Source organism: Arthrobacter sp. MYb227, from assembly GCF_002975435.1.
Lineage (GTDB): Bacteria > Actinomycetota > Actinomycetes > Actinomycetales > Micrococcaceae > Paeniglutamicibacter.
Genome location: NZ_PCPT01000002.1, coordinates 560,251 through 586,808, shown reverse-complemented (window position 1 = coordinate 586,808; position 26,558 = coordinate 560,251). Strand labels below are relative to the sequence as shown.

The 26,558-nt window shown below is 56.6% G+C and carries 25 protein-coding genes; 11 read left to right on the top strand and 14 right to left on the bottom strand.

Going from position 1 to position 26,558, the window contains the following annotated elements; genetic code table 11:
• The first annotated feature begins 3 nt into the window (after window positions 1-3).
• Both CQ018_RS06570 and CQ018_RS06565 read left to right on the top strand, forming a co-directional pair.
• Window positions 4-1,275, top strand: a complete 1,272-nt coding sequence (locus CQ018_RS06570; RefSeq protein WP_374954180.1) for a PLP-dependent aminotransferase family protein — start codon at window positions 4-6, stop codon at window positions 1,273-1,275.
• A gap of 46 nt (window positions 1,276-1,321) precedes the next feature.
• Window positions 1,322-1,618, top strand: a complete 297-nt coding sequence (locus tag CQ018_RS06565; RefSeq protein ID WP_105549347.1) for a DUF503 domain-containing protein — start codon at window positions 1,322-1,324, stop codon at window positions 1,616-1,618.
• Window positions 1,619-1,627: 9 nt separating this feature from the next.
• On the opposite strand, the gene CQ018_RS06560 is transcribed toward CQ018_RS06565, so the two are convergent.
• Both CQ018_RS06560 and CQ018_RS06555 read right to left on the bottom strand, forming a co-directional pair.
• On the bottom strand, window positions 1,628-3,112 hold the full coding sequence (locus tag CQ018_RS06560; RefSeq protein ID WP_105549174.1) for an L-lactate permease: 1,485 nt from the start codon (window positions 3,110-3,112) through the stop codon (window positions 1,628-1,630).
• 120 nt (window positions 3,113-3,232) lie between these two features.
• Entirely contained in the window at window positions 3,233-3,610 is a 378-nt protein-coding gene (locus tag CQ018_RS06555; RefSeq protein WP_105549173.1) for a helix-turn-helix domain-containing protein, read from the bottom strand.
• Between the two features lie 110 nt (window positions 3,611-3,720).
• On the opposite strand from CQ018_RS06555, the gene CQ018_RS06550 reads away from it, so the two are divergent.
• Window positions 3,721-4,326 (top strand): NAD(P)-dependent oxidoreductase, encoded by a 606-nt coding sequence (locus tag CQ018_RS06550; RefSeq protein WP_105549172.1) that lies wholly within the window; start codon window positions 3,721-3,723, stop codon window positions 4,324-4,326.
• A 111-nt stretch (window positions 4,327-4,437) separates the two neighbouring features.
• On the opposite strand, the gene CQ018_RS06545 is transcribed toward CQ018_RS06550, so the two are convergent.
• The gene (locus CQ018_RS06545; protein ID WP_105549171.1) at window positions 4,438-5,214 is read right to left on the bottom strand and encodes a hypothetical protein; all 777 of its coding nucleotides are present in this window, start codon (window positions 5,212-5,214) and stop codon (window positions 4,438-4,440) included.
• Window positions 5,215-5,763: 549 nt separating this feature from the next.
• On the opposite strand from CQ018_RS06545, the gene CQ018_RS06540 reads away from it, so the two are divergent.
• From CQ018_RS06540 to CQ018_RS06520, 5 genes are all read left to right on the top strand, one after another.
• Complete coding sequence (locus tag CQ018_RS06540) at window positions 5,764-7,449, top strand: ABC transporter substrate-binding protein (protein ID WP_105549346.1); 1,686 nt, start codon at window positions 5,764-5,766, stop codon at window positions 7,447-7,449.
• Window positions 7,450-7,502: 53 nt separating this feature from the next.
• Window positions 7,503-8,474 (top strand): ABC transporter permease, encoded by a 972-nt coding sequence (locus tag CQ018_RS06535; RefSeq protein ID WP_105549170.1) that lies wholly within the window; start codon window positions 7,503-7,505, stop codon window positions 8,472-8,474.
• Window positions 8,471-9,355, top strand: a complete 885-nt coding sequence (locus CQ018_RS06530; protein WP_105549169.1) for an ABC transporter permease — start codon at window positions 8,471-8,473, stop codon at window positions 9,353-9,355. Before CQ018_RS06535 ends, CQ018_RS06530 begins: the two co-directional genes overlap by 4 nt.
• On the top strand, window positions 9,352-11,001 hold the full coding sequence (locus CQ018_RS06525) for an ABC transporter ATP-binding protein (protein WP_308729021.1): 1,650 nt from the start codon (window positions 9,352-9,354) through the stop codon (window positions 10,999-11,001). The genes CQ018_RS06530 and CQ018_RS06525 overlap by 4 nt, the downstream gene beginning before the upstream one ends.
• Before the next feature lie 79 nt (window positions 11,002-11,080).
• A complete protein-coding gene (locus CQ018_RS06520) occupies window positions 11,081-11,599 on the top strand; it encodes a DUF2127 domain-containing protein (protein WP_105549168.1) in 519 nt (172 codons plus the stop codon).
• A gap of 10 nt (window positions 11,600-11,609) precedes the next feature.
• Here the strand turns inward: CQ018_RS06520 and CQ018_RS06515 are convergent, their stop codons facing one another.
• Window positions 11,610-12,233, bottom strand: a complete 624-nt coding sequence (locus CQ018_RS06515) for a phosphoribosylanthranilate isomerase (RefSeq protein ID WP_105549167.1) — start codon at window positions 12,231-12,233, stop codon at window positions 11,610-11,612.
• A 317-nt stretch (window positions 12,234-12,550) separates the two neighbouring features.
• Here CQ018_RS06515 and CQ018_RS06510 point away from each other — a divergent pair, with 317 nt between their 5' ends.
• On the top strand, window positions 12,551-13,429 hold the full coding sequence (locus CQ018_RS06510) for an SGNH/GDSL hydrolase family protein (RefSeq protein ID WP_181149765.1): 879 nt from the start codon (window positions 12,551-12,553) through the stop codon (window positions 13,427-13,429).
• Between the two features lie 111 nt (window positions 13,430-13,540).
• Here CQ018_RS06510 and CQ018_RS06505 read toward each other — a convergent pair whose 3' ends face one another.
• The 5 genes from CQ018_RS06505 to CQ018_RS06485 all read right to left on the bottom strand — a co-directional run bounded on the left by CQ018_RS06505 (window position 13,541) and on the right by CQ018_RS06485 (window position 19,442).
• Complete coding sequence (locus CQ018_RS06505; RefSeq protein ID WP_105549165.1) at window positions 13,541-14,353, bottom strand: hypothetical protein; 813 nt, start codon at window positions 14,351-14,353, stop codon at window positions 13,541-13,543.
• 215 nt (window positions 14,354-14,568) lie between these two features.
• The gene (locus CQ018_RS06500) at window positions 14,569-16,005 is read right to left on the bottom strand and encodes a dihydrolipoamide acetyltransferase family protein (protein WP_105549164.1); all 1,437 of its coding nucleotides are present in this window, start codon (window positions 16,003-16,005) and stop codon (window positions 14,569-14,571) included.
• Window positions 16,006-16,074: 69 nt separating this feature from the next.
• Entirely contained in the window at window positions 16,075-17,052 is a 978-nt protein-coding gene (locus CQ018_RS06495) for an alpha-ketoacid dehydrogenase subunit beta (RefSeq protein ID WP_105549163.1), read from the bottom strand.
• Window positions 17,049-18,197 carry a pyruvate dehydrogenase (acetyl-transferring) E1 component subunit alpha gene (gene pdhA / locus CQ018_RS06490; protein WP_105549162.1) on the bottom strand — a complete coding sequence of 383 codons (1,149 nt, stop codon included), beginning with the start codon at window positions 18,195-18,197 and terminating at the stop codon, window positions 17,049-17,051. Before pdhA ends, CQ018_RS06495 begins: the two co-directional genes overlap by 4 nt.
• Before the next feature lie 132 nt (window positions 18,198-18,329).
• A complete protein-coding gene (locus CQ018_RS06485; protein WP_105549161.1) occupies window positions 18,330-19,442 on the bottom strand; it encodes a histidinol-phosphate transaminase in 1,113 nt (370 codons plus the stop codon).
• A gap of 91 nt (window positions 19,443-19,533) precedes the next feature.
• Here CQ018_RS06485 and CQ018_RS06480 point away from each other — a divergent pair, with 91 nt between their 5' ends.
• Window positions 19,534-19,926, top strand: a complete 393-nt coding sequence (locus tag CQ018_RS06480; protein ID WP_105549160.1) for a phage holin family protein — start codon at window positions 19,534-19,536, stop codon at window positions 19,924-19,926.
• On the opposite strand, the gene CQ018_RS06475 is transcribed toward CQ018_RS06480, so the two are convergent.
• Complete coding sequence (locus CQ018_RS06475) at window positions 19,907-21,379, bottom strand: hypothetical protein (RefSeq protein WP_105549159.1); 1,473 nt, start codon at window positions 21,377-21,379, stop codon at window positions 19,907-19,909. The two genes, CQ018_RS06480 and CQ018_RS06475, sit on opposite strands and share 20 nt — an antisense overlap.
• 7 nt (window positions 21,380-21,386) lie before the next feature.
• The gene (locus CQ018_RS06470) at window positions 21,387-21,725 is read right to left on the bottom strand and encodes a hypothetical protein (protein ID WP_105549158.1); all 339 of its coding nucleotides are present in this window, start codon (window positions 21,723-21,725) and stop codon (window positions 21,387-21,389) included.
• Between the two features lie 194 nt (window positions 21,726-21,919).
• Here CQ018_RS06470 and purB point away from each other — a divergent pair, with 194 nt between their 5' ends.
• On the top strand, window positions 21,920-23,329 hold the full coding sequence (gene purB / locus CQ018_RS06465) for an adenylosuccinate lyase (protein WP_105549344.1): 1,410 nt from the start codon (window positions 21,920-21,922) through the stop codon (window positions 23,327-23,329).
• Between the two features lie 103 nt (window positions 23,330-23,432).
• On the opposite strand, the gene CQ018_RS06460 is transcribed toward purB, so the two are convergent.
• The 3 genes from CQ018_RS06460 to CQ018_RS06450 are packed head-to-tail and all read right to left on the bottom strand — an operon-like array spanning window position 23,433 to window position 26,557.
• Window positions 23,433-24,311, bottom strand: coding sequence for a 3-hydroxyacyl-CoA dehydrogenase family protein (locus tag CQ018_RS06460; RefSeq protein WP_105549157.1), 879 nt, complete (start codon window positions 24,309-24,311; stop codon window positions 23,433-23,435).
• Between the two features lie 31 nt (window positions 24,312-24,342).
• Window positions 24,343-25,314 carry a LysR family transcriptional regulator gene (locus CQ018_RS06455; protein WP_105549156.1) on the bottom strand — a complete coding sequence of 324 codons (972 nt, stop codon included), beginning with the start codon at window positions 25,312-25,314 and terminating at the stop codon, window positions 24,343-24,345.
• 43 nt (window positions 25,315-25,357) lie between these two features.
• The gene (locus tag CQ018_RS06450) at window positions 25,358-26,557 is read right to left on the bottom strand and encodes an acyl-CoA dehydrogenase family protein (RefSeq protein WP_105549155.1); all 1,200 of its coding nucleotides are present in this window, start codon (window positions 26,555-26,557) and stop codon (window positions 25,358-25,360) included.
• Between the last annotated feature and the right edge of the window lies 1 nt (window position 26,558).

The following is a 26,558-nucleotide window of genomic DNA, read 5'->3' as shown; positions in this document are numbered from 1 at the left end:
AACATTGCGGAGACAATCAGCGAATCCGAGCTGGCATTGGCACGAGCACAGTCGCTGGCCCGACACGAAGAATTATTCTCCGATCGGGCCGGGCACATCAAGCAGTCTGCCGTGCGTGATGTCTTCGAACTTTCGCTTGACCCCACACTCGTTTCACTGGCCGGCGGCAACCCCTATCTGCAGTCCCTCCCCTTGCAGAAACTCGGCGAGATGGCCAATAGGCTCATCGTTGAGCACGGCATGGAAGCGTTGCAATACGGCAGTGGTCAGGGAACCGACGAGCTGCGCACCCAAATTTGCGAGGTCATGGCCGCCGAAGGCATCACCGACGCTCGCCCCGAAAATGTCGTCATCACCACCGGTTCACAGGCAGCCCAGGATGTTGCCTGCAAGGTCTTCTGCGACCCAGGAGACACCGTGCTATGCGAGGACCCAACCTATGTTGGTGCGCTAAACACCTTTGAAGCCTACGAGCTCAAGGTCGAGCCAATTAGCACCGATGAGCACGGGTTGATTCCCACTGCCCTTCAGCAACGCATTACGGAGCTGAAGGCCGCCGGCGCAAGGATCAAGTTCCTTTACACAATTCCGAACTTCAATAATCCCTCGGGCATCACGCTGGCCGCCGAACGACGTCAAGAAATCGTTGATATCTGCAAGGCAGAAAATATCCTAGTGCTCGAGGACAATCCCTATGGAATGCTGCGCTATGCAGGAGAGCCTATTGCTCCATTGCGTGCCGGAAACCCGGATCACGTCATTTACATGGGGTCATTCTCCAAGATTTTAGCTCCCGGGCTGCGCATTGGTTGGGCACTGGTTCCGGGGCACCTATTCCGTCGTTTTTACCTTGCAGCAGAGGCAGTCTCACTCTGCCCGGCAACCTTGAACCAGATGCTGATTAGCGAATACCTCAAGGGGCATGACTGGCGCGGGCAGATCGATGAATACAAGGCACTCTATGCGGGCCGCTGCGAGGCAATGCTCGAGGCACTGGATCAGTTCATGCCCGATTCCGTAAGCTATACACGCCCCGAAGGCGGCTTCTTTATTTGGGTCACCCTGCCAGAGGGAATCGATACCTACAAGCTACTGTCCAAGGGCATCGAAGCCGGCGTGGTGTTCATCCCTGGTGCCGCTTTTAGCCCCGATGATGCTCCAAGCCATCGCTTGCGTTTGGCCTTCAGCGCCGTTCCCGAAGAGAAGATCCGCGAAGGAGTCAAGCGCCTGGCTCCGGTGTTGAAGCAGGCAATCGCGGCAAACGCCGCGCGCTAAACACCGAATAGTTCGCCGCCCAAAGAACATGGTTCATGATGGAGCCATGTTCTTTGGATGGATTCAATTCGATATCTTGCTCGGCGATGTTCAATCTCTCAAAGAGAAACGCTCCGTGGTACGCCCGATTATTTCCGAAATCAAACGCAAATTTGAGGTTTCGGTTGCCGAAACCGGGGAACTAGACCTATATCGCCGTGCCGAAATTGCCGCGGGCCTGGTGGCAACGGATGCCGCTCACGTGATCGATGAACTCGATGGAATCGAGCGTTTGGTTGCCGAACGTCCAGAGATACAGCTGCTCAGTGCCGGGCGGCGGATTCATTCTTCAGAAGATGACTGAGGGAAGTTGTTAGTGAATCAGCAGGGTCACTACGCCCAGTAGTGAACAGACGATTGCCAGCAGAATCGCCAGCTGTGGCGCAATCCATGCAGTAACTTCTTGTTCGCTTGGGTGTTCGACGCTGGAGTCTGATTCCCTGCTGGGGTCAAGAGCGGCCATCTCATAGGCAAGCAGCATGCGGGAGGGTGCGAGCATTGTTGCCATGGAGGCTGTCACGTTGGTAACCGCGGCCAACTGCAGAACCGAGGATCCGAGCGCGAGTGCCGCCTGTGCCTGGGTTGCTCCGAGCATTGAGTTCGCTGCAGTGTTGGACCCTGAAATGAATCCGGCAAATCCACCCGCGATCGGACCAACAACCAGATATCCTTGGCCCATTGAAGCAAGTGCCGCACCGAGCATCTGCCCCATTCCCGAAAGTGCAAGGATCGCGCCAAGCACCGTGAATGCACCGGTGGTCACGCCCACAGGAATCCATGATTTATAAGCAGCTCCCACGCGCTTAGACAAAGATCCCTCTGGTGTCTTCGCCCCGGGGGCAAAGTAATGGGCAACCAAACAAGCGACAAGCAACCACACTCCCCCGCTGACCAACCCCCGGCGCAAGAGCGAGACATCCATTGCCGAGGTGGACAAACGAGCCAGCAACAACCCAAATGTTAGTACCGCGTAAGGAAGTAGCGAACGCATGACCGCGGGCCCGGCAACCGCGAGCGTGCCGGCAAATTTGAACACCACAAGGTGCACCAAAATTACTATCAGCGAGCCAACAATCCCTGCCGGAGGGGTGCCCATGGCGAAGTTTGCGCCAAGAATTCCTGCATTGAGCAACAGTGCCGCGCCCAGCAGGTGGGCCAGTAGGCGTCCGGGGCGTTGGGCCTCGTGACGTAGGACCAGCCAGCAGGTGATTGCCGATCCGAGCATCACGGGAACGCTCATCACTGCGGATCTGATGCCAATCTCAAAAAGCGACACTCCGGCAAGATCGGCACCCACCAAGGTTCCGGGTCCAAGAGCGCCCCACGGCACAGTAACCAGGCCCAGCAGACTCAGTAATGCCGAGCGTCGCACACTGTGGCCCAGGCGCAGCAGCAGTGGCACTCCTACGGTGACGCCAATGCCAAAACCGGTGACGGATTCGGCGAAGGGAACCAGGCCAAAGACGACAAGTACCGTGCCAGCCTGCATATTTGAGGCGCTGGCACCCAGCCAGCCAGAAATATTAGACATGGCACCGCTCTCGGTAGTGATGCGTGAAAGCAGCACCCCACCAAAGAGAATCAGTAGTACCTCAAGGACTGTTGGACCAAAGAGTGCCCCGGCGTCCAACCATGCGGCAGGCTCAACACGGAAGAACACAAGTGCCACCAGCAGACCGGTGAGCAGGGACCACAGTGCCATGTAGATGGCCTTGGCACGGAACAAAAATAATGCCAGTGCAACCATGATTGGCAGTGCCGCGGCGAAAACTAGCAATCCCTGAATTCTCTTGACCATTCTTTCAGAGCTGGTGGGAGGTTATATCCCCAGAGACTACCGGCGAGCGCCAATAAACCATTAGTTGGTTTCTTCGCTTACTACCTGTGCTAAGTTTCCCGGGGCTCGGGGCCTTTGAAATTAGCCGTCGTGCAGTGCGTCATAGGTGTCTCGGGCTTCAAGAATTTTCTCAGCGTGATCTTGTGACCAAAGACGAAGAATTTCCATGGGTTCTAGGACGCTGCGTCCAAGCTCGGTGAGTTCGTATTCGACGCGGGGTGGCACCTGCGGATAGATGGTGCGGGTCAATAATCCGTCACGTTCTAGGGTGCGCAATGTTTGGGTGAGAACCTTAGGTGTGACTCCACCAATGCGTTCGCGGATATGAGAGAAGCGTTGCGGGTGTTCTTGCAGGGCAAGCAGTACCAGCGGTGTCCATTTATCACCAAGGCGTTGCATGATGAGCCGCGAAGGACAGCCCAGTGTCATGACGTTAAACTCGGGAGTCACGGTATCCATGCGGTAACCCTATTACGTTGAGGTGCTTGGTATCAAGAAGATACTATTGGGGCATTGAATCAGCGAGTCATCATCAAGACCCGCAGCAATCATTGAAGGGAACACCAAAAATGAAGATTGCAGTTTACGGAGCCACCGGTATGGTTGGCAGCCAGATTGTCACCGAGGCCTTGAGCCGCGGCCACGAGGTCACAGCTGTAAGCCACTCGGGCAAGACCGTTGCAGGTACAGCCAGCGCGACCGCGGATTTGAGCGACACTGCCGCCTACCGCAAGATTGCAGCGGACCATGATGTTGTTGTCATTTCTATCCCGCCCTCACGTACCGGCGAGGATCATCAGGGCTTTATCGATGCTCATGAGGAAATCTCCGAGACGTTGGTCCCGGCGCGCTTGTTCATTGTTGGTGGAGCTGGAGCTACCGAGCTCAATGGCGTGCGCTTGTTCAATACCCCGGGTTTCCCCGAGGAATACAAGCCAGAGGCCCGCACCATGGGTGAGGTCCTCGATTTCTACACCTCGGCTTCGGGGCTTGACTGGACCATGTTGGCGCCAGCTCCGGAGATTGCGCCGGGCCCGGCATCGGGAAGCATTGTCTTGGGCAATGACTCCCCCGCCGGTGAGCGCGTGAGCACCGGCGATTTTGCCGTTGCAGCACTTGATGAAATTGAAACACCGCAGCACCTGCACCGCCGTTTCACGGTGGCAAGCGCCTAACAGCCTGCGAATATGGGCGTGCGCCTTGCCTTAACCAACCGCGCACGCCCTTGCAGGAACCAACTATCCAAATCTCTTCCGGCGGGGATAGACGTTAGGTCAATACGGCGCCTATAACGGAAGATGAGTGGCCCAGGGTGCGATTGCTTCACGTGCCCGCATTAGGTAGGCGCTTCGCTCGTCACCGAAGAGTCGGTAAATCTCCAAAACGAGAAGACTGGTCGCCCCGTAAACAAGCAGAGCATTTCCCGTGCTTCCGATGCTCTCCTGCTTTTCGGCGGACAGCTCGTCCACGTCCTGAGACTGAAGCCACCCCATGAACCAAGCTCCACCGACAACCATCGCTGCAGCCATTGCACCAAATAACTGTTCACCTGCGAACACGAGGAGAACTATGGGAGGCAAAAACGACAGCACAATTGCAATGGGGTAGGCCAATCCCCCGATTGATTTTGCTTTGAGTCTTTTTATACACTTTTTCCCGAGGAAAACGAGTTCACTGAGTACAAAAGTCAGAACAATGGCAATCAGAACCAGCATCGACAGGTACTGCCACAGTGGAACAAGAGCCGGCCATGGCACATAAGCCAAGCCAACTGCCAACGCCAGCACGGCAAGAGCTCCACGAACAAGTAAGCGACCGACGGCTTGGCTCCAGACAAGCCTTCTTCCCCTACGATTTCGCCCATTTGCCTTAGTCGCTCCGTGCAGGCTGCCATGACTCAAAGTATCCTGCTCCGCACAGCCCAGCCGGTCCACTCCGTCAACAACAGCGGCACCCTTGCCAGTAGCACCTTTCACCGGCTTTACCTTATAAGCCACCACAAAAGTTGAAATCAACACGAGGAGCAAGGCCAAGACGCTGGAAAAGATCGCTGTTGCATTCATTTCATCAATACTATTGCGCCTACAAAAACCCAAGGTTCATCCAAAACCACCTACGTGCCGCAGCGAGGCCACCCTCAAATAGATAATTTTACTTTTGTAAATTTTCAGGACTTGCAGCATGCATAGCTCCGCCACAACGTAACTATTGTCGGCATTCCCAAGCAGGATACTTCCAAGCAAGCGTGCCCCGTTCTTTGCAATCAGTATTACTCATGGCATACAGACATAATTTATGGTGCGCGGCAACGCAGCAGCACTGGTGCAAGCACCGATCAGTCCCGAACCCGCGATGAGTGAAGTCAATAATTCAGCAAAATCCTTCTACGTTGCTTTGCACTGAAAGGTCGATCACTACAATTTCTTAATTAGTTCATGAAAAACGAACGCTGCACGGTGCCATGAAGTGGAAAAATATTCAATAACCCAGCACCCATCGGCATTATGACCTCGCGCACAGTGAGGGCTTGGGAGCCGCCCACTGTTCTATGGTTGATGCGGTGAGCGCGCCGTCACAGTGCCGTGCTTGCCGCACCCTTAGTCATCCTCAGCATGCAGGAAGTTGTTCAATTGATTCACGCCCGCACCCTGGCACCACGCGTTCTGACCACGAGCGCCATCCTTGTAGCATCCCTCATCCTTGCCGGTTGCTCCTCAAATCCAGCACCAGCCCCGGGAGCCAGCAATGACGCCGGCACCCCGGTGAGTGGTGGAACCCTCGTCTATGCCTCCGGCGATGCCGAGCCTAGCTGCTTGGATCCGCACGTTGGCGGAAACTATCCACAGGCACTTGCCTCCTCGCAGTACCTTGAGACCCTGTACACCAAGGATGAGCAGGGAGAGCTGATTCCTTGGCTAGCTTCCGATTCCACGGTTTCCGAGGACGGGTTGACCCGTACCGTCAAAATCCGTGAGGGCATCAAGTTCACCGACGGCACCGCACTTGATGCGCAGGCAGTCATCGCTAACTTCAAGCACCTGTTGGATCCGGCAACGGCATCTTCAACCGGTTACCTGGCTTTGGGCAAGATCAAGGATATGAAGGCAGCAGACTCTTCAACCCTTGAGCTGACCCTTTCCACTCCTGATAACTCGCTGCTCGAGTCATTCTCCATGCCATGGGTTGCTATCCAGTCCCCCGAGGCGCTGAAGCGCACTCAGGAAGAAAACTGCGTCGCCCCGGTAGGTACCGGCCCGTTCAAGGTTGAATCCTGGAAGAAGCAGGACTCGGTAAACCTTGTACGCAATGCCGACTATGTGCGCCCCGTAGCAAACCCCGAACACGAGGGTCCGGCCTACCTTGAGGGAATCACCTGGCGTTTCATCCCCGAGGCAGCAACTCGTTATGCGGCGTTGCAGGCCGGCGAGGTACAGATCATTGACAACGCGCAGCCCGACACCATCGCCGCCGCAGTCAAAAATGACACCATCAAGCACCTTGATGCCCCACGTCCCGGAGCCTCAAACCGCATTGAGTTAAATTCTTCAAAGGCACCGTTCGACGATCAGCGCGTGCGTGAGGCATTCATTCACGCAGTTGATGTCAATGCTGGCGTCGAATCACTCTTCTTTAATACAACTAAGCGTTCCTACTCACCGCTTTCAAGCGTTGAACCGCTTGGCTACTCCGATGAATCGCTTTTCGGTTTTGATCCGGCCAAGGCAGCCGAACTACTGGATGCCGCGGGTTGGAATGAACGCGATGCCGATGGTTACCGCACCAAGGATGGCAAACGCCTCTCACTGACCTTCCCGGTCAGCACCAGCCAGTCGGTTCCCGCAGAACAGTCGCTCTTTGAGCAGTTGCAGGCAACGGCCAAGGAATCTGGCTTTGAAATCAAGATCAACCTCCTTGATCTCTCCAGCTGGTATGGAGCCTTGGCCGAGCACAACTACAACCTGGTCTCCGCCCCGTACACCAAGGTCGGCCCGAGCGTGCTGAGCATCCTCTTCCACTCGGCCTCAACAGTACCTGCCCCGTCGGGTTACTTTGCTAACCTCTCACAGGTGAAAAACCCGGAACTAGATACGTTGCTAGAAACCGCCGGTGCCACCAAGGATGAGGCAGAACGCAAGGATCTCTACGCCAAGGCGCAGAAGCTTGTCCTCGAGGGTTACTACCTGTTGCCGCTCTATGATCAGCAGAACCATTTCCTGTACTCATCCAAGACTCAGGGCATTGGCGCAACAACCGCAGTGGCTTCCCCGGTCTTCTTTGATACGTGGCTCAGCAAGTAATTTGCAGGTAACTTAGCTCTACAACACCAAGAACAAGGTCCCCCCGCTTCGCGATGACTCCCGGCACACACACCAAACCGGTACGGCGGCTCTCTCGAGCCGCCTACTGGGTGCTGGGAAAATTCGGCGGCGGGGTCTTTGTGCTTTGGGCCGTTGCCACGGCAATTTTCTTTGGTATCCGGATGATTCCCGGAGACCCGGCCGAGGCCATCATGGGTGGCCCCGGCTCGCAGGCTTCGGCCGAAGCCTTGGCTCAGGCCCGCGCGGACTATGGGTTAGATCAGCCGCTGGTAGTTCAGTATTTTTCTCAGCTCCTACGGCTTGTCACGGGAGACTTGGGAACCTCGTACTCACTCAAATCTCCGGTGGCCGAGGTGCTCACCGAACTAGTTCCACCGACAATTACTCTTGCAGTGCTCTCGTTGATCGTTGCATGGATCATTGCGTTGTTTGTTGCCATGGCCTCGATCCGCAGTGGACCCGTGGGACGCGCGTTGGCCTCGGGACTTGAGATTGTTTCGGCAGCCGTCCCACACTTTTGGCTAGCCAGCGTGCTGATCATGCTCTTTTCCACTTCCCTTGGATGGTTCCCACCGGTCAGCACCCAAAGCGCCACCGGGTTAGTACTCCCGGTGACAACACTTGCACTGCCTTTGGCAGGGTTCTTGGGCCAGGTCATGCGCGATTCAATGCTCGATGCCCATACTTCAGCCTTTGCTCTTTCCGCGCGTGCCCGCGGCGAAAGTGAGGGAGGGGTGATGTTGCGTCACGCGCTACGTCATGCCGCGTTGCCCGGCATTGCCCTGTCCGGGTGGGCCTTTGGCTCTTTACTCTCCGGTGCAGTAGTTGTCGAAGCAATTTTTGCGCGTCCGGGTTTGGGCCGCAGCTTACTCTCGGCCGTCACGGCCCGCGATGTTCCAATGGTCACAGGTGTTGCCCTACTTTCTGCGGCGGCTTACGTGATCATCATGGCCTTCTCCGATCTGGCCGAACGAATTGCAGATCCCAGGATGCGTGCCTCATGAGTTCACATTTACAACAACTCACCCCCGGTGATCCGGTTCTCAGTCCACACGCCGCCCGCTCAACCGGTTCCGGAACTGGAGTGTGGAAGCATCGGCTCAAGCTCGTGTTCCCGGTGCTTGTCCTGGGGTTCTTCACCCTTGCAGCGATCGCCCCCTCATGGCTAGCCCCCTTTGATCCGCTGGCCATTAACCCAGCCGATTCGTTCTCCCCGCCGGGCCCCGGGCACCTGCTTGGCACCGATGAATCCGGGCGTGATATTTATTCGCGGATTATTTATGGGGCAAGACCCTCGCTGCTCATTGGCGCCGCCGCCACAGCAATAGGTGTTGGTTTGGCGCTGATCCTTGGCACGCTTGCCGGCTTTGGTGGACGTTGGCTCGACGCCGGAGTCGGGCGCATCCTTGAGGTACTCTTCGCACTACCTGGTCTGCTGCTGGCGCTGGTATTCATTGCCTTGGCGGGTCCGGGAGTTGGCACCACCATTATCGCCGTCGGCCTCACCACGGCTCCCGGTTACGCACGGCTGATCCGTGGCCAGTTACTGACACTACGTCATTCACCCATGGTTGAGGCGGCAACGGTACTGGGTCGCAGCCGCGCCAAGATCCTCACCACGCATTTATTACCCAATGCGTTGACCCCCATTGCGGTGCTTGGCACTTTAGGCTTGGGCCAGGCAGTTGTTTGGGCCGCATCGCTCAGTTTCTTGGGTTTGGGGGCTCCACCACCGGCACCCGAATGGGGTGCAATGCTATCTGCCGGGCGTACCTATTTGTCGTTGGCCTGGTGGATGACGTTCTTCCCTGGCCTTGCCATCGTGCTGGTAGCCGCGGCCGCTACAGTACTTTCACGAGTGCTCAATCAGGGAGAGAAGTCTTGATTTCACCTCAGGTGCCATTGCTCGAGGTGAAGAACCTCAACGTTTCTTTTGGCCACCACCACGTGGTGCAAAATGTTTCCTTCACGCTCACCCCAGGTTCGTGTTTGGCCTTAGTGGGTGAATCTGGTTCCGGAAAATCGGTGACCGCGCGTTCCCTCATTGGCTTGGCCGGAAAGCATTCCAAGGTTTCTGCTCAAACCCTTGCTTTCAAGGGAACAGATCTCCTGTCTTTGAATCAACGTACGTGGCGTAACCTGCGCGGCAAGGACCTTGGATTCATCCTCCAGGACGCACTGACCTCACTTGATCCATTGCGCAAGATCGGGCGAGAAATAGATGATGCCCTGCGCATCCATACGCAGCTATCCCCCACGACTCGTGCCGAACGGGTCATTGAACTTCTCATGTCCGTGGGCCTCGATGACCCGGAAGTGCGTGCAGGGCAGCTCTCCGGCGAGTTATCCGGGGGCATGCGCCAACGTGCGCTCATTGCCTCGGCGATCGCGTTGGAACCGGGACTGATCATTGCCGATGAACCCACAACGGCGCTTGATGCAACAATCGCGGCCCAGGTATTAGACCTGTTGGGAGCTTTGCGCCAGCAAGGTTCGGGAATGTTGCTCATTAGCCACGATCTAGCCGCTGTGTCACGGGTTGCCGATGATATTGCCGTGATGCACAATGGCCGGATCCTCGAATCCGGTTCCGCCGAGCAGGTCCTTGGCAATCCTCAACATCCCTACACCCAACGTTTGCTAGCCGCCGTGCCTGCCGGGAAGCCACGCCATACACGGCTTTCCGTACAACCTCTCATCAAGGTTCCCGGACTGGAGCCCACACCTCAGGTTGCTGTGGCACCGGACGAGCCCCGCTACCCGGTACTTACTGCCCATAACCTCTCGAAGAGCTTCAAGATGCCAAACGGCGCGAGTTTCACCGCCGTTCATAAGGCAAGCTTTGAACTTTTACCCGGCAAGACCCTTAGCGTTATCGGAGAATCCGGTTCCGGAAAGACAACCACGGCCCGCATGGTGCTGGGACTTTTGAAACCAGATACCGGTGCCGTGACACTCTTTGGTTCCCCGTGGAGCAAACTTTCCGAAGCCCAGCGCCGCCCGCGACGTCCGCAACTTGGTGCTATTTATCAAGATCCGCTCTCCTCGTTTGATCCGCGTTTCAATGTTGGCCAGCTCCTTGCCGATGCCTTGAGTTTTGGGGCGACTCGGAGTTCACGCAAACACCTCACCCGCATCAAGGAATTGCTCAACCTTGTGGGGCTGGAATCCGGGTTCATCACCCGAAATCCAGCGACGCTATCGGGCGGGCAACGGCAACGCTTGGCCATTGCCCGGGCTCTTGCACCCAATCCCCGCGTGCTGATCTGCGACGAGCCTGTCTCTGCCCTCGATGTATCCATCCAGGCGCAAGTTCTTGACCTACTCGATGATCTGCAGCGGCAGCTAGGGCTTTCCTACGTGTTTATTACCCATGATCTATCTGTTGCACGGCATATGAGTGATGACGTTGTGGTGATGCGTAGGGGAGCCCTCGTCGAATCCGGGCCTACCGAGGAAGTTTTTACCGCTCCGGCGCACCCCTACACACGAGCCTTGCTTGCCGCGGCGCCCGAAGTCTTGCGCTCTTAGGAGTCGGGCTTAGGATTATCCTCATGGCCCGCTCAGAAGCTCCAGCACAACGCCTCAAATCACTCATGGTGGAAGCCGTATGAAAAATCTTGACTGGTGGGGACGCTTTTTCTGGGTAGGAATCTTTGCCAAGGGTCTAGACGGGCTGGTTGAAATCATCGGCGGAATATTATTGCTGTTTGCTTCGCCCGGAGCATTGAACAATCTGGTGGTGCTACTGACCAGAGAAGAATTATCCGAAGATCCAAGCGACTTTATTGCAACTCATCTCTTGCACGTTGCAAGTGGTCTCACGGATCAGGGAATCGCCTTTGCCGCGGTGTACCTGCTGATTCATGGGGTGGTCAAAGTGGTGTTGGTGGTGGCCTTGCTGCTCAAACAGTATTGGGCTTATCCCTGGATGATTGGAATGCTTCTGGCGTTCATTGTGTACCAAGGCTACGAACTTGTTGTTGCACCCACCGCTGGATTGTGGGCACTGACCATCTTCGATATTGCCGTAACGATTTTGACGTGGCATGAATACAGACGACACAAGGCGCGGCAGGACCTAGTACGGCACCATTCAGGTGCTCCGCACAAGCCAACTTCCAGCTAGGCGAAGCGCTCTACTCCGCGGATCGCGCAGCAACAATAAACTCGCGGATCAGCTCTACGTCTTTGACCCCACGGATTGATTCAACACCAGATGAAACATCAACACCCGCCGGCTTCAGCTGGGTCATTAGCTGCGCAACGTTCACTGGGTTCAAACCACCGGCAAGAATCCACATGCCCGATGGCGGGGTCTCTAGAAGTTTGCTCGCATCAAAGGTGACACCGGCTCCTGGCTCAACCGCGTCAAGCAAAATCCGTCCGGTTTCCCAACGTTTTCGTTCGGTTGTTTCAAGAGCGTGGTAGTCATCGATGGAAAAGGCACGCAACGTAGCAAAGCCGGCGTTTACGGCCGCTTCAAGTTCCGTATAGGGCTCGGTGCCGTGCAGCTGAATGGTGCCGACTCCAGAACGCCGCGCAAGATCTAGAACTTCATCAATTGGCTGGTTACGGAAAACTCCAACGGTTTCAATACCCTCGGGAACCATAGCAATCAGGATTTGTACCAACTCGGGAGCCACGGTGCGTGGACTTCCCGGAGCAAAAACGAATCCTACGGCGTCGGCCCCCGCGTCAACTGCGGCCTGGACGGCTTCGTGTGTGGAAAGCCCACAGATCTTGATGTATGGCTGTGGCATCGTGGTTCTTTCCCCCTAGGGATTCTTGTTGGTACCTTACCAATAGTATCGACTCCGCAGCGCTACTATTCTTCGGCGCTCCCACGGCGATTTTCCTTGCTCTCCTGGCCGTAGACTTTGCGTTACGTGAATGCCCCTAAGTGAGCGCATTCATCTTCTCGCACCGCCACCGAAACGACTTCGGGCGCGGTTTGGTTCGGGGGGAACCACGCATCGGCGCTCCTTACGGCGCGTCTGCAACCTATCTCCCGGCCAAGGTGCCGGGCACGCGGTGCACGTGGATCATGCACCAAATTCATGAGATAGGAGCCGTTCCCATGGCTCGCACCAAGAAGATCCGTTTCCTCACCATCCTTGGCACCCTGGCGGCAGCTGGTGCCATGTTGGTATCCGGCATTGCACCGGCCTCGGCGGCAAGCACCGTGACCCCGTCCGCGCACACCTCGCATGACAAGAGCATCAACTATGTAAACCTCGGTGATTCGTATTCGGCAGGGTTCGGCTCCGGAACGTTAGCTCCGGCCACGATCCCCAACTGCCTGCGCGGAACCGGGCCAACGCACGTGAGCAAGATCGACGCCCTAAAAAACATCACGTTGAGCCTTGATGCTTCCTGCGCCGGGGCCACCACCAAGGACATCGCGGAAATCGTCGGTGCCATCAAGCCCCAGCTTGCCACCGCCGATCTGGTCACGCTGACCCTCGGAGCCAATGACCTGGACACCCGCGGACTGGTCATGGCCTGTAGCACCTTGGGTTCCGATGCTGCCTGCAACCGGGCTCTGATTGCCGGCATCATGGCGATCCCGGCCGTCGGTGCCTCGGCAAACAAAACCCTACGGGCCCTTGACGCAGCCACCCCGGGCAAGATTCTGGTTCTTGGCTATCCACGGCTCTTCAGCACCACCAACGGGAACCAGCCCTTGATCACCGCCAAACGCGCGAAACAGCTCAACGCCCTCGATGACATGCTCAACCTAGCAATTCGCCGGGCCACCGTACGAACCAGCGCACGATTCATCCCGGTGACAGGTGCTTTCCTCCGGCACGGCCTGGGCTCGGTGGCACCATGGATCTATTTCAACGCCGTCAACGTCACCGATCCGTTTAACCTCCACCCGACCCCCACCGGTTATCTCGAAGGCTACTATCCCGCAGTGAAACGCCAGCTGCGGCACCTGCGCATCATCCGCTAGTTCTAGGCGCTACGCGTAATTGTCCGGCAACTCTCCACAAGTTCAATGAAGGAGAGCTGCCGGACACATACTTGTGGACCTCTGGTGCTGTATTTCGGCGACACCTGCTATTTAGAGGGCCTTGGTGCTCAGCAATATTGCACGTAGCCTGGCATACTCCGGTGTTGCAAGAATCTTCTTGGCTTGCTCGAGACTTACCCGATCCTCATCCACCCCGAAGCTTTCGATAAAGTCGTCCTGACTATGCAACATTGCCCAGTGCTCGGCCTTTGGAAAGAAATAATCTAGTTCCGGATTTTCGGTGCGTTGGGCATAGACTTCCGCATCAATCAGGAAAACCTCAAGCTTTGATTCGGTTGCACCATCCTCGGCGGAGGTACGGACCTGATGTTCGGCGACCAGCAGGGTGTCTTTGGACAAGGAACCGGGAACTGGCGTGCGTTCAAGCTCGGTGCGCTTGTAGGTGTTCACGTCTCCATCCGTATCCATCGCCGTATTTGCGGCGAAACTAAGGGTATCGATTCCGTTCTCGGAGATCACTTCCCAAGGTTCAAAGGGATTTTCATGTGTTTCTGGATCGCAGCCCTTGCAGTCTTCGGCTTTCACGTGCCATCCTGCCGGGTAACTAAATTGCACGCCAAAGGTTTTGAAAGTTTTCCACGAACTTGTATCAATGGGTTCTAGCAGCGAGGAAGTTTCAACCGGCGTTACCGAGGGCTGTGGTGAATCAGTGGAGGACGGAGTCGCACTGGGATTCGAGGTTTGTGTGGGAGCCGGTGAGGTACTTGGTGGCGCTTCGCTGGCCGGTGGGGTGCTTGCCGCCCCGTCCGGCGGGGTGGATGTACAACCGGTGAGCAAGGCAAAAGCGGCAAGCGAGGTTAGACAGAGCGAAAGCCCCTGCTTACGTGTTGTCGTGAGGTTCATGATTTTTGTTCTTTCAGCGCGAGTGCTGGGTGGACAAAACACTATCTTCACCCAATATGCCTTGGCGGGCGTCCTCTTCCAAGCACTAATTCAAAACGAATCAATAACACCTCGGAGAATTCAGCTATTGAGGTGCATACGCAAAACCCCCGTGTGTCCGATGAAATTTCCATCGGACACACTGGGATTTCATCTGCGCCTAAAAGGCGCCACCCTTAGTCAAGCAACAAGGCAGGTTCTTCCATGATCGCCGCAACGTCCGCCATGAAGCGGGCGGAGAGATCGCCGTCCACAACACGGTGGTCGAACGATCCGCCAAGCGTGGTGATCCAGCGCGGAACTACCTCACCGTCAACAACCCACGGCTTCTGGCGAATGGTGCCAAAGGCAACGATTGCTACCTCACCCGGGTTGATGATCGGGGTACCCGTATCGATGCCAAGCACACCAATATTTGTCACAGTCAGGGTGCCACCGTTCATATCTGCCGGGGAAGTCTTTCCGGCGCGAGCGGTTTCGGCAAGGTCATTCAGGGCAATGGCGAGTTCGCGCATTGAGAGATCCTGAGCTTCCTTGATGTTTGGCACCATCAGCCCGCGCGGGGTTGCCGCGGCAATACCAAGGTTCATGAAGTGCTTCACCTGAATCTCGGCACCGTTTTCGGTCTCCACCCAGGAGGCGTTGACCGATGGGTTGCGGGCCGCTGCCCAGATGACGGCCTTGGCCAGCACCAACAACGGTGAAACACGAATGCCTTCAAAGTCGCGGCTCTTCTTCAGACGTGCCACGTACTCCATGGTTCGCGAAGCATCAACGTCAACAAAGATTGAAACGTGCGGCGCGGTAAATGCCGAATCAACCATGGCCTTGGCGGTTGCCTTGCGCACGCCACGCACCGGGGTGCGAATGATCCGGTTATCCAATTCCTTATCCGAGGAGGACCAGAACGTTGGGGCTGCATCGCGTTCGGCTTCACGCTGTGCTTGGTAGGAGAACACATCCTCGCGGGTGATCTCTCCGGCCCCGCCGGTGCCGATGACCTGGGTGAGATCCACACCGAGTTCCTTGGCTACCTTGCGTACCGGTGGCTTGGCCAACACACGGTTTACCAGGGCGGCTACGGCTGGCTTGGCCGCTGCCGTCAGCCGGGTGCCTGCGGCACCAAGTTCGGTTGCGCGGCGTGAGATGGTGTCGGCAAGTGCCGCAGGAGTTGTGGGCGCGGCAGCCGGAGCCGGTGCCGGTCGGCCCGAGGTGGCGGGAGCCGGTGCCGGACGCGACACTCGGGCACGACGCTTCACGGCATCTGCTTTGGGACCGGAGCCGACAAGTGGGCCAGGCATCTCGGATGCCACTGGGGTATCTGAGGTGGCGATGTCTTCAACGTCTGGCACATGCGGCATGGGCGCCGGTTTGCTACCGACCTCGTCAACGCTGAACAGTGGTGCTCCCACCGCGAGGGTTTCGCCCTCGGCGGCATGAAGTTCGCGTACAACTCCCGCATAGGGGCTCGGCAATTCAACAAGGGATTTTGCGGTTTCAATTTCCGCAAATACCTGGTTGATGGCCACGGTGTCCCCTGGCTTGACTTTCCAGCTGACGATTTCGGCCTCGGTGAGGCCTTCGCCGACGTCGGGAAGATTAAAGGTGCTCATCGTTGGTCTCCTTGCAGGAACTTTGATGCGGTCTGTGGCGCAGGACGCCGGGGAGTAAAAGTGAAGTTTTTAGTAAGCGAAGGAACGGTCTAGTGCTTCGAGTACCTTGTCGATATCCGGTAGGTATTGTTCCTCGACCTTTGCCACCGGGTACGGCATGTGGAATCCGCCAACACGGATGACCGGGGCTTCGAGTGAAAGGAACGCACGTTCGGTGATGCGCGCGGCGATTTCTCCACCGAGGCCACCAAAGGTTGGTGCCTCATGGGTGACGATTAGTCGGCCAGTCTTTTCTACTGATTCGGTGATGGTGTCAAAATCAATGGGTGATACCGAGCGCAGGTCAATGACCTCGATGGAGCGGCCGTCCTCTAGCGCTGCCTCGGCCGCGGCAAGTGCTACGGGGACCAGTGGGCCGTAGGTGACAATTGTTGCGTCATCACCCGGGCGAATGACCTGTGCCTTGAAGGCATCGGGGGCCGGGTTGACTGTGTCTACCTCGCCCTTGAGCCAGTAGCGGCGTTTAGGTTCAAAGAAGATCACCGGATCTTGGCACTCGGCAGCCTGCTGGATCATCCAGTAGGCATCGTGTGCGTTAGACGGAGTCATAATGCGCAAGCCGGCGGTGTGCGCAAAGAGTGCTTCCGGGGATTCGGAGTGGTGCTCGATGGATCCGATGCCGCCACCGTACGGAATACGAATGACAACCGGTGCCCCGAAGCGGCCCTCGGAGCGGGCACGCATTTTGGCCAGCTGGGTGGTGATCTGGTTGAAGGCCGGGAAGACGAAGCCGTCGAACTGGATTTCGGCGATCGGTGAGTACCCGCGGATGGCCATGCCAATGCAGCTACCAATGATTCCGGCTTCACCCAGCGGGGAATCGATGACCCGATCCGCCCCGTAGGTGTCGATCAGTCCGTCGGTGACACGGTACACGCCACCAAGGCGTCCAATGTCCTCACCGATCAGCAATGATTTGGGGTTGTTGGCAAGGACCTGATCCAGTCCCGCGGTAATGGCCTTGGCCAGCGTCATAGTGGTGCTCATCGGGCTGCCTCTTCCTCTGCAGTTTCTGCGAATCCTGCCTCATATTCGAGGTGCCATTTCAGTTCTTCCTGAATCAGCGGGTGCGCTTCGGCGTACACGTTGGCGAAAGACTGAGCCAGCGTTGGATCGGGGAAAGCCATGGCTTCTTCGCGAACGCGGTTTGCCATCTCGTGACCATCCTCGATGACCTGGGCAAAGAATGCTTCATCGGCAAGGTTGTTGTCGATCAGGTATTTTTCTAGCCGGGAGATTGGGTCGCGTCCCACCCAGGCTTCCTCATCGGCGCTCAAGCGGTATTTGGTTGGATCATCTGCGGTTGTGTGGGCACTCATGCGGTAGGTGACTGCCTCAATAAGAACGGGGCCTTCTCCGCGGCGGGCGCGCTCCAGCGCCCAGCGAGTGACCGCCAGGACCGCGAGTACGTCATTGCCGTCAACGCGAATGCCGGGGAAGCCGTAGCCTGCCGCGCGATCTGCCAGCGGGACCTTTGACTGCACATGGAATGGGACGGAGATGGCCCACTGGTTGTTTTGGCAGAAGAAGACTACCGGTGCGTTAAAGCTTGCGGCGAAGACCATTGATTCGTGGACGTCGCCCTCGGTGGAGGATCCGTCACCAAAGTAGGCGACTACCGCTTCGCCTTCTTGTTCCAGGCGTTTGGCGTCCCAGCCGGCCTGGTCGCGCTGGATTCCCATGGCGTACCCGGTGGCGTGCGGCATTTGAGCGGCAAGCACCATGGTGTACATGTGGAAATTGTTTTCCCGTGGATCCCAGCCACCATTGGAGATGCCACGGAAAACGCGCAGCATCTGTGGGAAGTCCACGTTGCGGGTCAGTGCCACACCGTGTTCGCGGTAGGTGGGGAAAATGTAGTCGGACGGGCGCGTGGCCCGGCCCGATCCAATCTGGGCGGCTTCCTGTCCACGCAGTGGAACCCAGAGTGCTAGCTGTCCCTGGCGCTGAAGTGCTGTTGCTTCCTGGTCAAAGCGACGAGTCAGGGCCATGTCGCGATAGAAGCCACGGAGCATTTCTGCGTCAACATCTTGGACGTAGCTGTCGTACTCGGCATGTGAGAGGCGTTCGCCTTCGGGGGTTAAAAGCTGGATCAGCGTTTCGTCCGAAGGCTCGTGCATGGTTTGGGTCATACCGAGTGAGTCCTAACATCAAAGAAATATGCCCCAATTGGAATGCATTCCGCATGGGGCATATAGCGGTTTCTATTGATTCAAGCCTAACGGGGAACCGTCGCTGATTACGACTTATAGCCCCTAGGAAACTTAAGATCCTTTTGGATAGTTCCGACAAAGCTCGATGAAGCGAGTGTTTGCCTCAACCTCACCAATGCTCACACGGACACCTTCGCCGGCAAATCCACGCACCGATAGTGCCTGCTCGTCGGCTAGCGCCATAAACTCGGCGGTCTTTTCACCCAAGGGCAACCACACAAAGTTTCCTTCGGCGGCCGGAACATTCCATCCACTGTCCTTTAAAGCTGCAACAACGCGGGTACGTTCATCAACGATTCTTTGTACCCTTTCCACAACCTGGTCATAGTTGGCAAGCGAGGTGACCGCAGCGTCTTCGGCGATCGAGGAGACGGCAAACATGGTTGCTGCAACACGCAGGTAGTCGGTGACCTCGGGGTGAGCTACCGAATAGCCGACGCGAAGATTCGCTAAACCGTGAGCCTTGGAAAAGGTCCGCAAGACAACAACATTCGTGTGCTCACGGTAAATGTCGATGCCATCTACCGCCTCTTCATCACGCACGAATTCTTGGTAGGCCTCATCGATAACTATGAGCACATTTGAGGGAACCTTGGCAATGAAATCAAGTATCTCGGTGCGTTTGAGAATCGGGCCCGTTGGATTATTTGGTGTGCAGAGCAAAATCACCGACGTACGTTCATTGACCGCCGCAGCCATGGCCTCTAGGTCGTGACGACCGTCTTCGAGCAATGGAACCTGCACGGGAAGTGCACCGGCAGTTTGTACAACGATCGGGTAGGCCTCAAAAGATCGCCATGCGAAGACAACCTCGTCCTGCACACCATCATCGTCCTGCCCGGCGAATGTCGAAAGGATCTGCGTGAGGGCCCCGAGGGATCCCGCGCCGGTAACAATATCTGCGGCAGGTACGCTCAAAAACTCGGCAAGTGCGTTACGGAGTTTGGTGGACAGCGGATCCGGGTAACGGTTGATTGCTATCTGGCCACGGATTGCATCCAGTACCGCGGGAATCGGCGGTAATGGGTTTTCGTTTGAGGAGAGCTTAAACGCTGTCAGCCCGGGAACTTCGGTCGGCGGCTTGCCAGCCGCATATTTAGGCATCCGTCCAATGATGGTGCGTGGCTGAACCGGATCGTGGGGCACAGAGTTTTGCGTGGTCATTCTCACAGCTTATCTAACGGCATACTGGGAACGCACTGAGAAATGCATGTTTTGACGGGTTAGAGTCCTAAACCTATGCAAGTATGGGGCAATGATCGCGTTTATTCTCCGCATTATCGTCAATGCACTTGGTTTGGCAGCAGCCGCATGGATCGTTCCCGGCATCAAGGTGACGCCAGCTCCCGTCGATAATCCCGACCTTGGGCTTGTACTTTCCTACCTCACGGTGGGGCTCATCTTTGGGTTGGTCAATGCGCTGGTTCGACCCATCATCAAAATCTTGGCATTGCCAATTACTTGCCTGACCCTTGGGCTTTTTGCCATCGTCATCAATGCGGCAATGCTGATGCTTACCTCATGGATCACCGATCACCTCTCTTACGGTTTGCACGTGGATAGTTTCTTCTGGGACGCAATACTCGCTTCCCTGATCATTTCCTTGGTCTCCGCCGTTATTGGTTTCTTTACCCCCAGCCGGAGGTAGTTGGGTGAATGCCCTGGTGAGGATCCCTCATGGGCCAACCCTTCACCTTGGGTTTCTGCTGAGGTTTTGATGTCTCGTTCACAATCCTGCGCAAACCATAAGACCGCACACGCAGGCTCCCGGCACCCGCCAAAAGAGCTGAAAGTTCAGCGGTTGATCTGGCGATGCTCGGGTCTGTAGAACCAATCAGTTCGCGCCCGTGATCACGATAGTTTTCCAACTTATGAGCCGGACCAAATCCATCCGCGTTCAAAGCGATTTTGAGATCTGGGTGGTCAAAATACACGGTGACTCGACTAATGCTCGACGGGTTATCAGAGCCGTCGGTTCCCGGCACCATATCTTCACGATCTTCAAGATGCAGTGCTTGTGTGGACTTGGGAACCGCGGCAAGTGCAACCGGAGAGCCCGCGGTGAGTAGATAAGCTACCTCGTAGGTGTTGGTAATCCTTGTGTCGCCGGCCAGATTCGCCGCATGAATTCCTCCCTGACTGTAACCACTGAGCACGATCTTGTCACCGGGCTTAGCTCCAGCATCGACAAGTGCTTCGGACACTGCGACCGAAACTTGCTGAGAACCAAACCCCATTCCTTCGGCGATGCCAGCGAACTCCCAGGGGTTCTGCGCACTCATCCCCGCTGGAATGCTCCCGGCAATGTGCCGAATACTGGATTCCGGCCTCAGCGCACTGTCCTGCGTACCGGGGATCGTGACAATGTGAGTGGGCCTTGCACTTCCCTGCACAGTACTGATGAGGATGCTTCCCGGCGGCTCAAGTTCTGCAATGTGCTGCAATTCAAGCAAGGTATCCACCCCAGCACCGGTTTTAAGCGTGCTTTGAGAATTGGCCGCTGCAACCTCTACGGTTCCCAACTGAACCACACCAAGCTTGTCGAGCTTCTGGCTCAATGCTGGGTAGAGCCGTTGAGCAACTGTCGTATCAAAGGCCCCGCCGTGTTCCTTATCCCGAAAATTAGCCCCGGGGTTGAGCTCACTGGGGAATAGTCTGCCAATGATCTCCGGAGATTCATTGATGAGCGCTTCCATGGTTTTATTCCGTGGCCGACGAGCATTGGTGGTCAGGTCCCATAAGAAAAGCACCGGCAGCCATTTCCCACGCGCCGCATTAGTCAAACGTTGTGCCTCGGCCTCGGCCTGTTCATAAAGCGTGCGTGATAAAGCCACCTTGACCATCAGGGCCCCGGTTTCGGCGGTTCTGAGCACGCAGAGGGAAGCCAGTATTTTGTTCTCACTCATAGTGCTGAGGAGTTTTAGTTGCAGCCGAGCCGGTGCGATTGCTAATAACGCCGCCGAGGGTTCGGGAAAATACATGAGATTTGTTGCCCCCTCCCCTAGATCTTCGGCCGCGTTGCGCAGCATCAGCGCTGTACGTTCAAGTTCCTCGAAACTAAATTCAATGCTTCCCACTCCCCCGGTGCTTTCATATCCCATCGCACCGTCAGCTCCTACCCCGCACGTTGATCACACCGTCCAGTTCCGGAGGCAGTGTACCGGTGAGCATTCCGCTCCCCGGTACCGAAATCCCCGAAAGAATTCTCACTTCGAGTTCTGCGAGGTCCGCGCGTGCCGACCAAATCTGGATGCGTGCCGCTTCCAGCCGATGATCCAGCTCAGCGATCTTGCCGGCAAGCTCCATGGCACGATCCCTAAAGGCTCTTCCCGCTGGAGATTCCCATTCCAGATGCGATACCCGCTCCAGTTGCTCCCGGGCCTTATAAACTGCCGCTTGGGTCGCCACCACTCGCATGAGCATCTCATCGGCAATTGCTTCAAGCATTGTTCGCCCTCCTTCTCCCGCCCTGGGGGTACGCCTAGCATTGATGTGTGCAAGGTTAGACGACGAATACGCACCCGGGGCGAGCCATCTAGCGACCTGTGGATAAGTACCAAGGCATCGAATCCGTTCACAAGGAACGTGGCAGTGATCACGCGCCCGGCCGTGTGTTGCTAAAACATGAAAGAATGGGCATCATGGCTGATTCCGCGCGCATTTCACTTGCATCCGAACCCCTCGCCCTTGGTGCTCTAGACGGTCGTTACCGTGCAGCAGTAGCTCCATTGGTTGACCACCTTTCCGAAGCGGCCTTGAACCGCGACCGTGTCCATGTCGAAGTTGAGTGGCTGATCCACCTCACCGACAACTCGGTCCTTCCGGGTACCTCGCCACTGAGCGAGGACCAGCGTGCAGCATTGCGCGCCATCGTGACCGATTTCAACGCAGCCTCGGTCACCGAGCTCGCCGAAATCGAAGCAGTCACGGTTCACGACGTGAAGGCAGTCGAGTACTACATCGCCCGCCGTCTCGAGGCCATCGGCATTGAGAATCTCACCGCTATGGTTCACTTCGGTTGTACCTCCGAAGACATCAACAACCTTTCCTACGCACTTGGCGTCAAGGATGCGGTCATGAATGTATGGCTTCCGGCAGCACGCGCCTTGGTTGCACAGATTACCGGCATGGCCGAAGAGTCCCGCGATGTACCGATGCTTTCACGCACCCACGGTCAGCCGGCAACCCCCACCACGCTGGGCAAGGAACTTGCGGTACTGGCCTGGCGCCTGACCCGCCAGCTCGATCGCATCGAGAAGACCGAGTTCTTGGGCAAGATCAATGGCGCCACCGGTACCTACGCTGCCCACTACGCATCTGTCCCGTCCGCCGACTGGCAGGAAGTCTCCCGCACCTTCGTTGAAGGTTTGGGCCTGAGCTGGAACCCACTGACCACCCAGATCGAGTCGCACGACTGGCAGGCAGAGCTGTACGCGGACATGGCACGTTTCAACCGCGTGCTGCACAACCTGTGCACCGATGTATGGTCCTACATCTCCATCGGCTACTTCGCGCAGATCCCGGTTGCCGGTGCCACCGGCTCCTCGACCATGCCGCACAAGGTCAACCCGATCCGCTTCGAAAACGCCGAGGCAAACTTGGAGATCTCCAACGGCCTGCTCGACACCCTGGGTGCAACCCTGGTGACCAGCCGCTGGCAGCGTGACCTCACCGACTCTTCCTCGCAGCGCAACATCGGCACCGCTTTTGGCCACTCGTTGCTGGCGATCTCCAACGTTGCCAAGGGCCTTGACCGCCTTGACGTTGCCGAGGCCGTGTTGGCCGACGACCTTGATCACAACTGGGAGGTGCTCGGCGAGGCCATCCAGATGGTCATGCGTGCCGAGGCCATCGCCGGCGTCGACGGCATGGAAAACCCCTACGAGCGTCTCAAGGACCTGACCCGCGGCCAGCGCGTTGACGCGGCTCGCATGCAAGAATTCGTCTCCGGTTTGGGTCTGTCCACCGAGGCCGAGGCACGCCTGCTGGCGCTGACCCCCGGGTCCTACAACGGCATTGCTTCGCAGTTGGTTGATCACCTGAAGAAGTAGTCAACAGACACTTTTTTGAATAGTGAGGGCCCCGACAGTTTTCTGTCGGGGCCCTCACTATAACGTTTGATGGGGCGTGATCGCCCGTAGGTAGTTTGCCTTCTTACCGATAGTCGTAGAAACCTGAACCAGATTTGCGGCCCAGTTTGCCCTCGGCAACCAGGGATGCGATACCAGGATTCGGCGTATCCTGTTCGTCACCGGTTTCGGCGTAGGTGGCCTGAGCAATGAAATTAACAACGTCTAGTCCCACCAGATCCATAAGTTCAAATGGCCCCATCGGGTGTCCCAGCGCGGTACGCGCGGTGGTATCGATATCTTCGAGGCTGGCAATACCAGCATCGGCTAGGTATAGCGCTTCCTTCTGAAGAGCGCCCATGAGTCTGTTCGCAACGAAACCAGGGATCTCACGGTTAATCAGCACCGGTTCCTTGCCCATACGACGTGCCAGTTCCATGGTAGTTTCCACCGTGGCATCACTCGTAGCTTCGTGGCGCACCACTTCAACACACTTCATCACCAACGCCGGGTTGAAGAAGTGCATATTGCAGACCCGGTCGGCTCGACCCGTGGCCTGAGCAACCTTTGAAGAACCCAGCGTTGACGAATTGGTAGCTAAAATTGCATGAGCTGGAGCCAATACTCCGAGCTTTTCAAAGATTTGCAGCTTAATATCAAGCCGTTCGGTGGCCGCCTCAATAATGTAATCGGCCGTGACTGCGGCCGAATCCAGATCAGTGCTGTAAATCAACAGCCCCAACGCTTCATCCACCTTCTGCTGGGTCAGTTTGCCTTTGGCAACCCGACCGGCTGCCCATCGCTCAAGTTCGGTGCGAGCCGAGGCCAACCCGTCCTCGGAAATATCTTGAATGACAGTGGTGTATCCGGCTAATGCCGCATTCATCGCAATCTGACGCCCCATAGTTCCGGCACCAATGACCAGAATCGTGGAAATATTTTCAATGCTTGGTTGCGTGTTCATCAATTGAAACCCTATGTTTTGAGAATTACTCTTAGATAACGCCATGCAGTGCTTCATCGGCCAATAGAGCCGCATCGAATAGCGATTTTCCGGCGTCCTGGTGCATTTTGATCAGTTCAACCCATTGATTCAAAGCCACCTTGCTTTGCAAAATAAAGCTCTCCGCTGCAGGGTTCAATGAGCCGGACCGGTGCACGATTCCGTAGGATGTACGGATCGTGGGTGTTGTCTCTACGACTACTGCCCCCAGTTTTTTCGCTAGAACAGCCAGCCGAATCGGCAAGAAGGCATTCGCGCTTCCGTTCAGAACAAAGGCAAGCTGCGCATGCCGAGTCGGAACGTAGGCACGTATCTGGGCGTTAATCGCATGTTCGCTCAGTGCCGCAGCAACGATGTCATTTTCTCGGTGCGCCAAATTACTGGCGGCCAATGGTAGTGATTGGAGCCCGGATAGCGCGACGGGTTGAGTTTCTGGCAGAGGCGTTCCTGGCGGCATAACGAGCATCATCCGCTGAACCCCGTATTGGATTTTCTGTAGGTTTTCAACGGGAATCGGGAAGGTGGTAAACCCAATTTCGCAATGCCCATTGAGTACCTCATCGCAAAGCTCTGCAACGTTGGCGTACTCGGTCATATCAATACGGATATCCGGATACTGTTTGGTAAACGATCCGCTCCAGGCGGCCACTGCCTCGCTGGACATTTCGGGCATGGTACCGATCGTGATGGATCCAACCGATAGTTCTAAGGCACCACGCATGACGTCCTTGGTCGAAAGGATCTCATTGAGAATCTTGCGGGCCGGCTCGACCAAGAGACGACCCGCAGAATTCAGCACGACGTTACGACCCGTTCGGTGAAATAGCTCAAGTTTGAGTTCACGCTCGAGTTGCTTGATCCCCTGAGAGATCGTTGCCTGAGCCACGTGTAGATGTGCTGCGGCACGATTCACGCCGTTGTGTTCAACAACGGCCAAGAAGTATTCGAGCTGCCGTATCTCCACGCTTATCCCCTTTTACCTCGTCCAACGATGCCGGTTGGCAGGGCTACACACGGTAGCTGTTCGGGAGCCGACCGTCGATCTTCCCTTGTCGAATCATAGCCACGGCAAGATTACGTTCGTGAATCGGGGAGGAACCTTCATAGATCCGCAGTGCGCGCACATCGCGCCACATGCGTGGGATCGGGTGATTCCCGACGATGCCTTCACCGCCGAGCAGTTGGAGGCACTTATCGGCCACGCGGCTAGCCATTTCGGAAGCAAAGAGCTTGGCAGCAGCGATCCTGTGGCGTGGGACTTCTCCTTCGTCAAAGGAGCGAGCACCCTCCATAACCAATGCGCGTGCGGCTTCTACCTCGGCAAAGCATTCGCCGAGTACTGCTTGGACCGCACCTAGGTCTGAGAGTGGTGCATTGAATTGTTCGCGTCCCGTAACATGTCTGGTGATTTCCTCGAGTATGCGCGTTGCCTGGCCAACGCAAGTGGCCGCCACATGGAGCCTGGCATGGTTGATACCGCGTAGCGCCATGGTCAGGCCTTGGCCTTCTCCTGCACTTCCGCCGAGCATTGTGGAAGCCGGTACCGATACATTATTGAGATGAATTTCGCCAACGGGTGCTTCGGCGTGGCCGTTCATCCGGGTGGGTAGCGAGGTCGATACTCCTGGCAACGTGGCGTCAACGATCAGTGCCGAAACTCCCTTAGCTCCCGGAATCGACTGGTCTGTTCGGGCGAAAACAACGAAGGCGTCGGCCCAGCCGGCGTTGGTGATATACCGTTTGTCGCCATTGATCACGTAATTACTGTTCTCCAGCACCGCGGAGGTGGTCAATTGGGCGGCATCGGATCCTGCACCTTCTTCGGTCAGTGCAAAGGCCGTCACAAGTTCACCGGCTGCCATCTGGGGAAGTAACTCGGCGCGTTGATCCTCGGTGCCATGGTCGAGGATTGCTTGGGAGCATAACCCGATGACCGTAGAGAATCGTGAACGGTAGACGCACGATGCCCTGGTGAATTCAAGCGTCAGCAATACCTGCTGTTCCATGCTCCATTCCAGTCCTCCGTATCGGCGTGGAATGGAGATGCCGAAGAGTCCTACCTCGGCCATGCGCTTGACCAGACGGTCTGGAACCGCGCCGGCCTCTACCATCTCGTTTTCTGCCGGGATCAGTTCGTTCTCGGTGAAGTCCGCAATCAACTTGCGGTAGGCATCAAAGGTGAAATCAAAAATCTCTGGGTTGATCATG

Excerpts from the sequence above, each read along its gene's own strand:
- CQ018_RS06565 (WP_105549347.1), top strand. The coding sequence starts at position 1,322 with ATGTTCTTTGGATGGATTCAATTCGATATCTTGCTCGGCGATGTTCAA.
- CQ018_RS06560 (WP_105549174.1), bottom strand. The coding sequence starts at position 3,112 with ATGGTCAAGAGAATTCAGGGATTGCTAGTTTTCGCCGCGGCACTGCCA.
- CQ018_RS06555 (WP_105549173.1), bottom strand. The coding sequence starts at position 3,610 with ATGGATACCGTGACTCCCGAGTTTAACGTCATGACACTGGGCTGTCCT.
- CQ018_RS06550 (WP_105549172.1), top strand. The coding sequence starts at position 3,721 with ATGAAGATTGCAGTTTACGGAGCCACCGGTATGGTTGGCAGCCAGATT.
- CQ018_RS06545 (WP_105549171.1), bottom strand. The coding sequence starts at position 5,214 with ATGAATGCAACAGCGATCTTTTCCAGCGTCTTGGCCTTGCTCCTCGTG.
- CQ018_RS06540 (WP_105549346.1), top strand. The coding sequence starts at position 5,764 with ATGCAGGAAGTTGTTCAATTGATTCACGCCCGCACCCTGGCACCACGC.
- CQ018_RS06535 (WP_105549170.1), top strand. The coding sequence starts at position 7,503 with ATGACTCCCGGCACACACACCAAACCGGTACGGCGGCTCTCTCGAGCC.
- CQ018_RS06530 (WP_105549169.1), top strand. The coding sequence starts at position 8,471 with ATGAGTTCACATTTACAACAACTCACCCCCGGTGATCCGGTTCTCAGT.
- CQ018_RS06520 (WP_105549168.1), top strand. The coding sequence starts at position 11,081 with ATGAAAAATCTTGACTGGTGGGGACGCTTTTTCTGGGTAGGAATCTTT.
- CQ018_RS06515 (WP_105549167.1), bottom strand. The coding sequence starts at position 12,233 with ATGCCACAGCCATACATCAAGATCTGTGGGCTTTCCACACACGAAGCC.
- CQ018_RS06510 (WP_181149765.1), top strand. The coding sequence starts at position 12,551 with ATGGCTCGCACCAAGAAGATCCGTTTCCTCACCATCCTTGGCACCCTG.
- CQ018_RS06505 (WP_105549165.1), bottom strand. The coding sequence starts at position 14,353 with ATGAACCTCACGACAACACGTAAGCAGGGGCTTTCGCTCTGTCTAACC.
- CQ018_RS06500 (WP_105549164.1), bottom strand. The coding sequence starts at position 16,005 with ATGAGCACCTTTAATCTTCCCGACGTCGGCGAAGGCCTCACCGAGGCC.
- CQ018_RS06495 (WP_105549163.1), bottom strand. The coding sequence starts at position 17,052 with ATGAGCACCACTATGACGCTGGCCAAGGCCATTACCGCGGGACTGGAT.
- pdhA (WP_105549162.1), bottom strand. The coding sequence starts at position 18,197 with ATGACCCAAACCATGCACGAGCCTTCGGACGAAACGCTGATCCAGCTT.
- CQ018_RS06485 (WP_105549161.1), bottom strand. The coding sequence starts at position 19,442 with ATGACCACGCAAAACTCTGTGCCCCACGATCCGGTTCAGCCACGCACC.
- CQ018_RS06480 (WP_105549160.1), top strand. The coding sequence starts at position 19,534 with ATGATCGCGTTTATTCTCCGCATTATCGTCAATGCACTTGGTTTGGCA.
- CQ018_RS06475 (WP_105549159.1), bottom strand. The coding sequence starts at position 21,379 with ATGGGATATGAAAGCACCGGGGGAGTGGGAAGCATTGAATTTAGTTTC.
- CQ018_RS06470 (WP_105549158.1), bottom strand. The coding sequence starts at position 21,725 with ATGCTTGAAGCAATTGCCGATGAGATGCTCATGCGAGTGGTGGCGACC.
- purB (WP_105549344.1), top strand. The coding sequence starts at position 21,920 with ATGGCTGATTCCGCGCGCATTTCACTTGCATCCGAACCCCTCGCCCTT.
- CQ018_RS06460 (WP_105549157.1), bottom strand. The coding sequence starts at position 24,311 with ATGAACACGCAACCAAGCATTGAAAATATTTCCACGATTCTGGTCATT.
- CQ018_RS06450 (WP_105549155.1), bottom strand. The coding sequence starts at position 26,557 with ATGATCAACCCAGAGATTTTTGATTTCACCTTTGATGCCTACCGCAAG.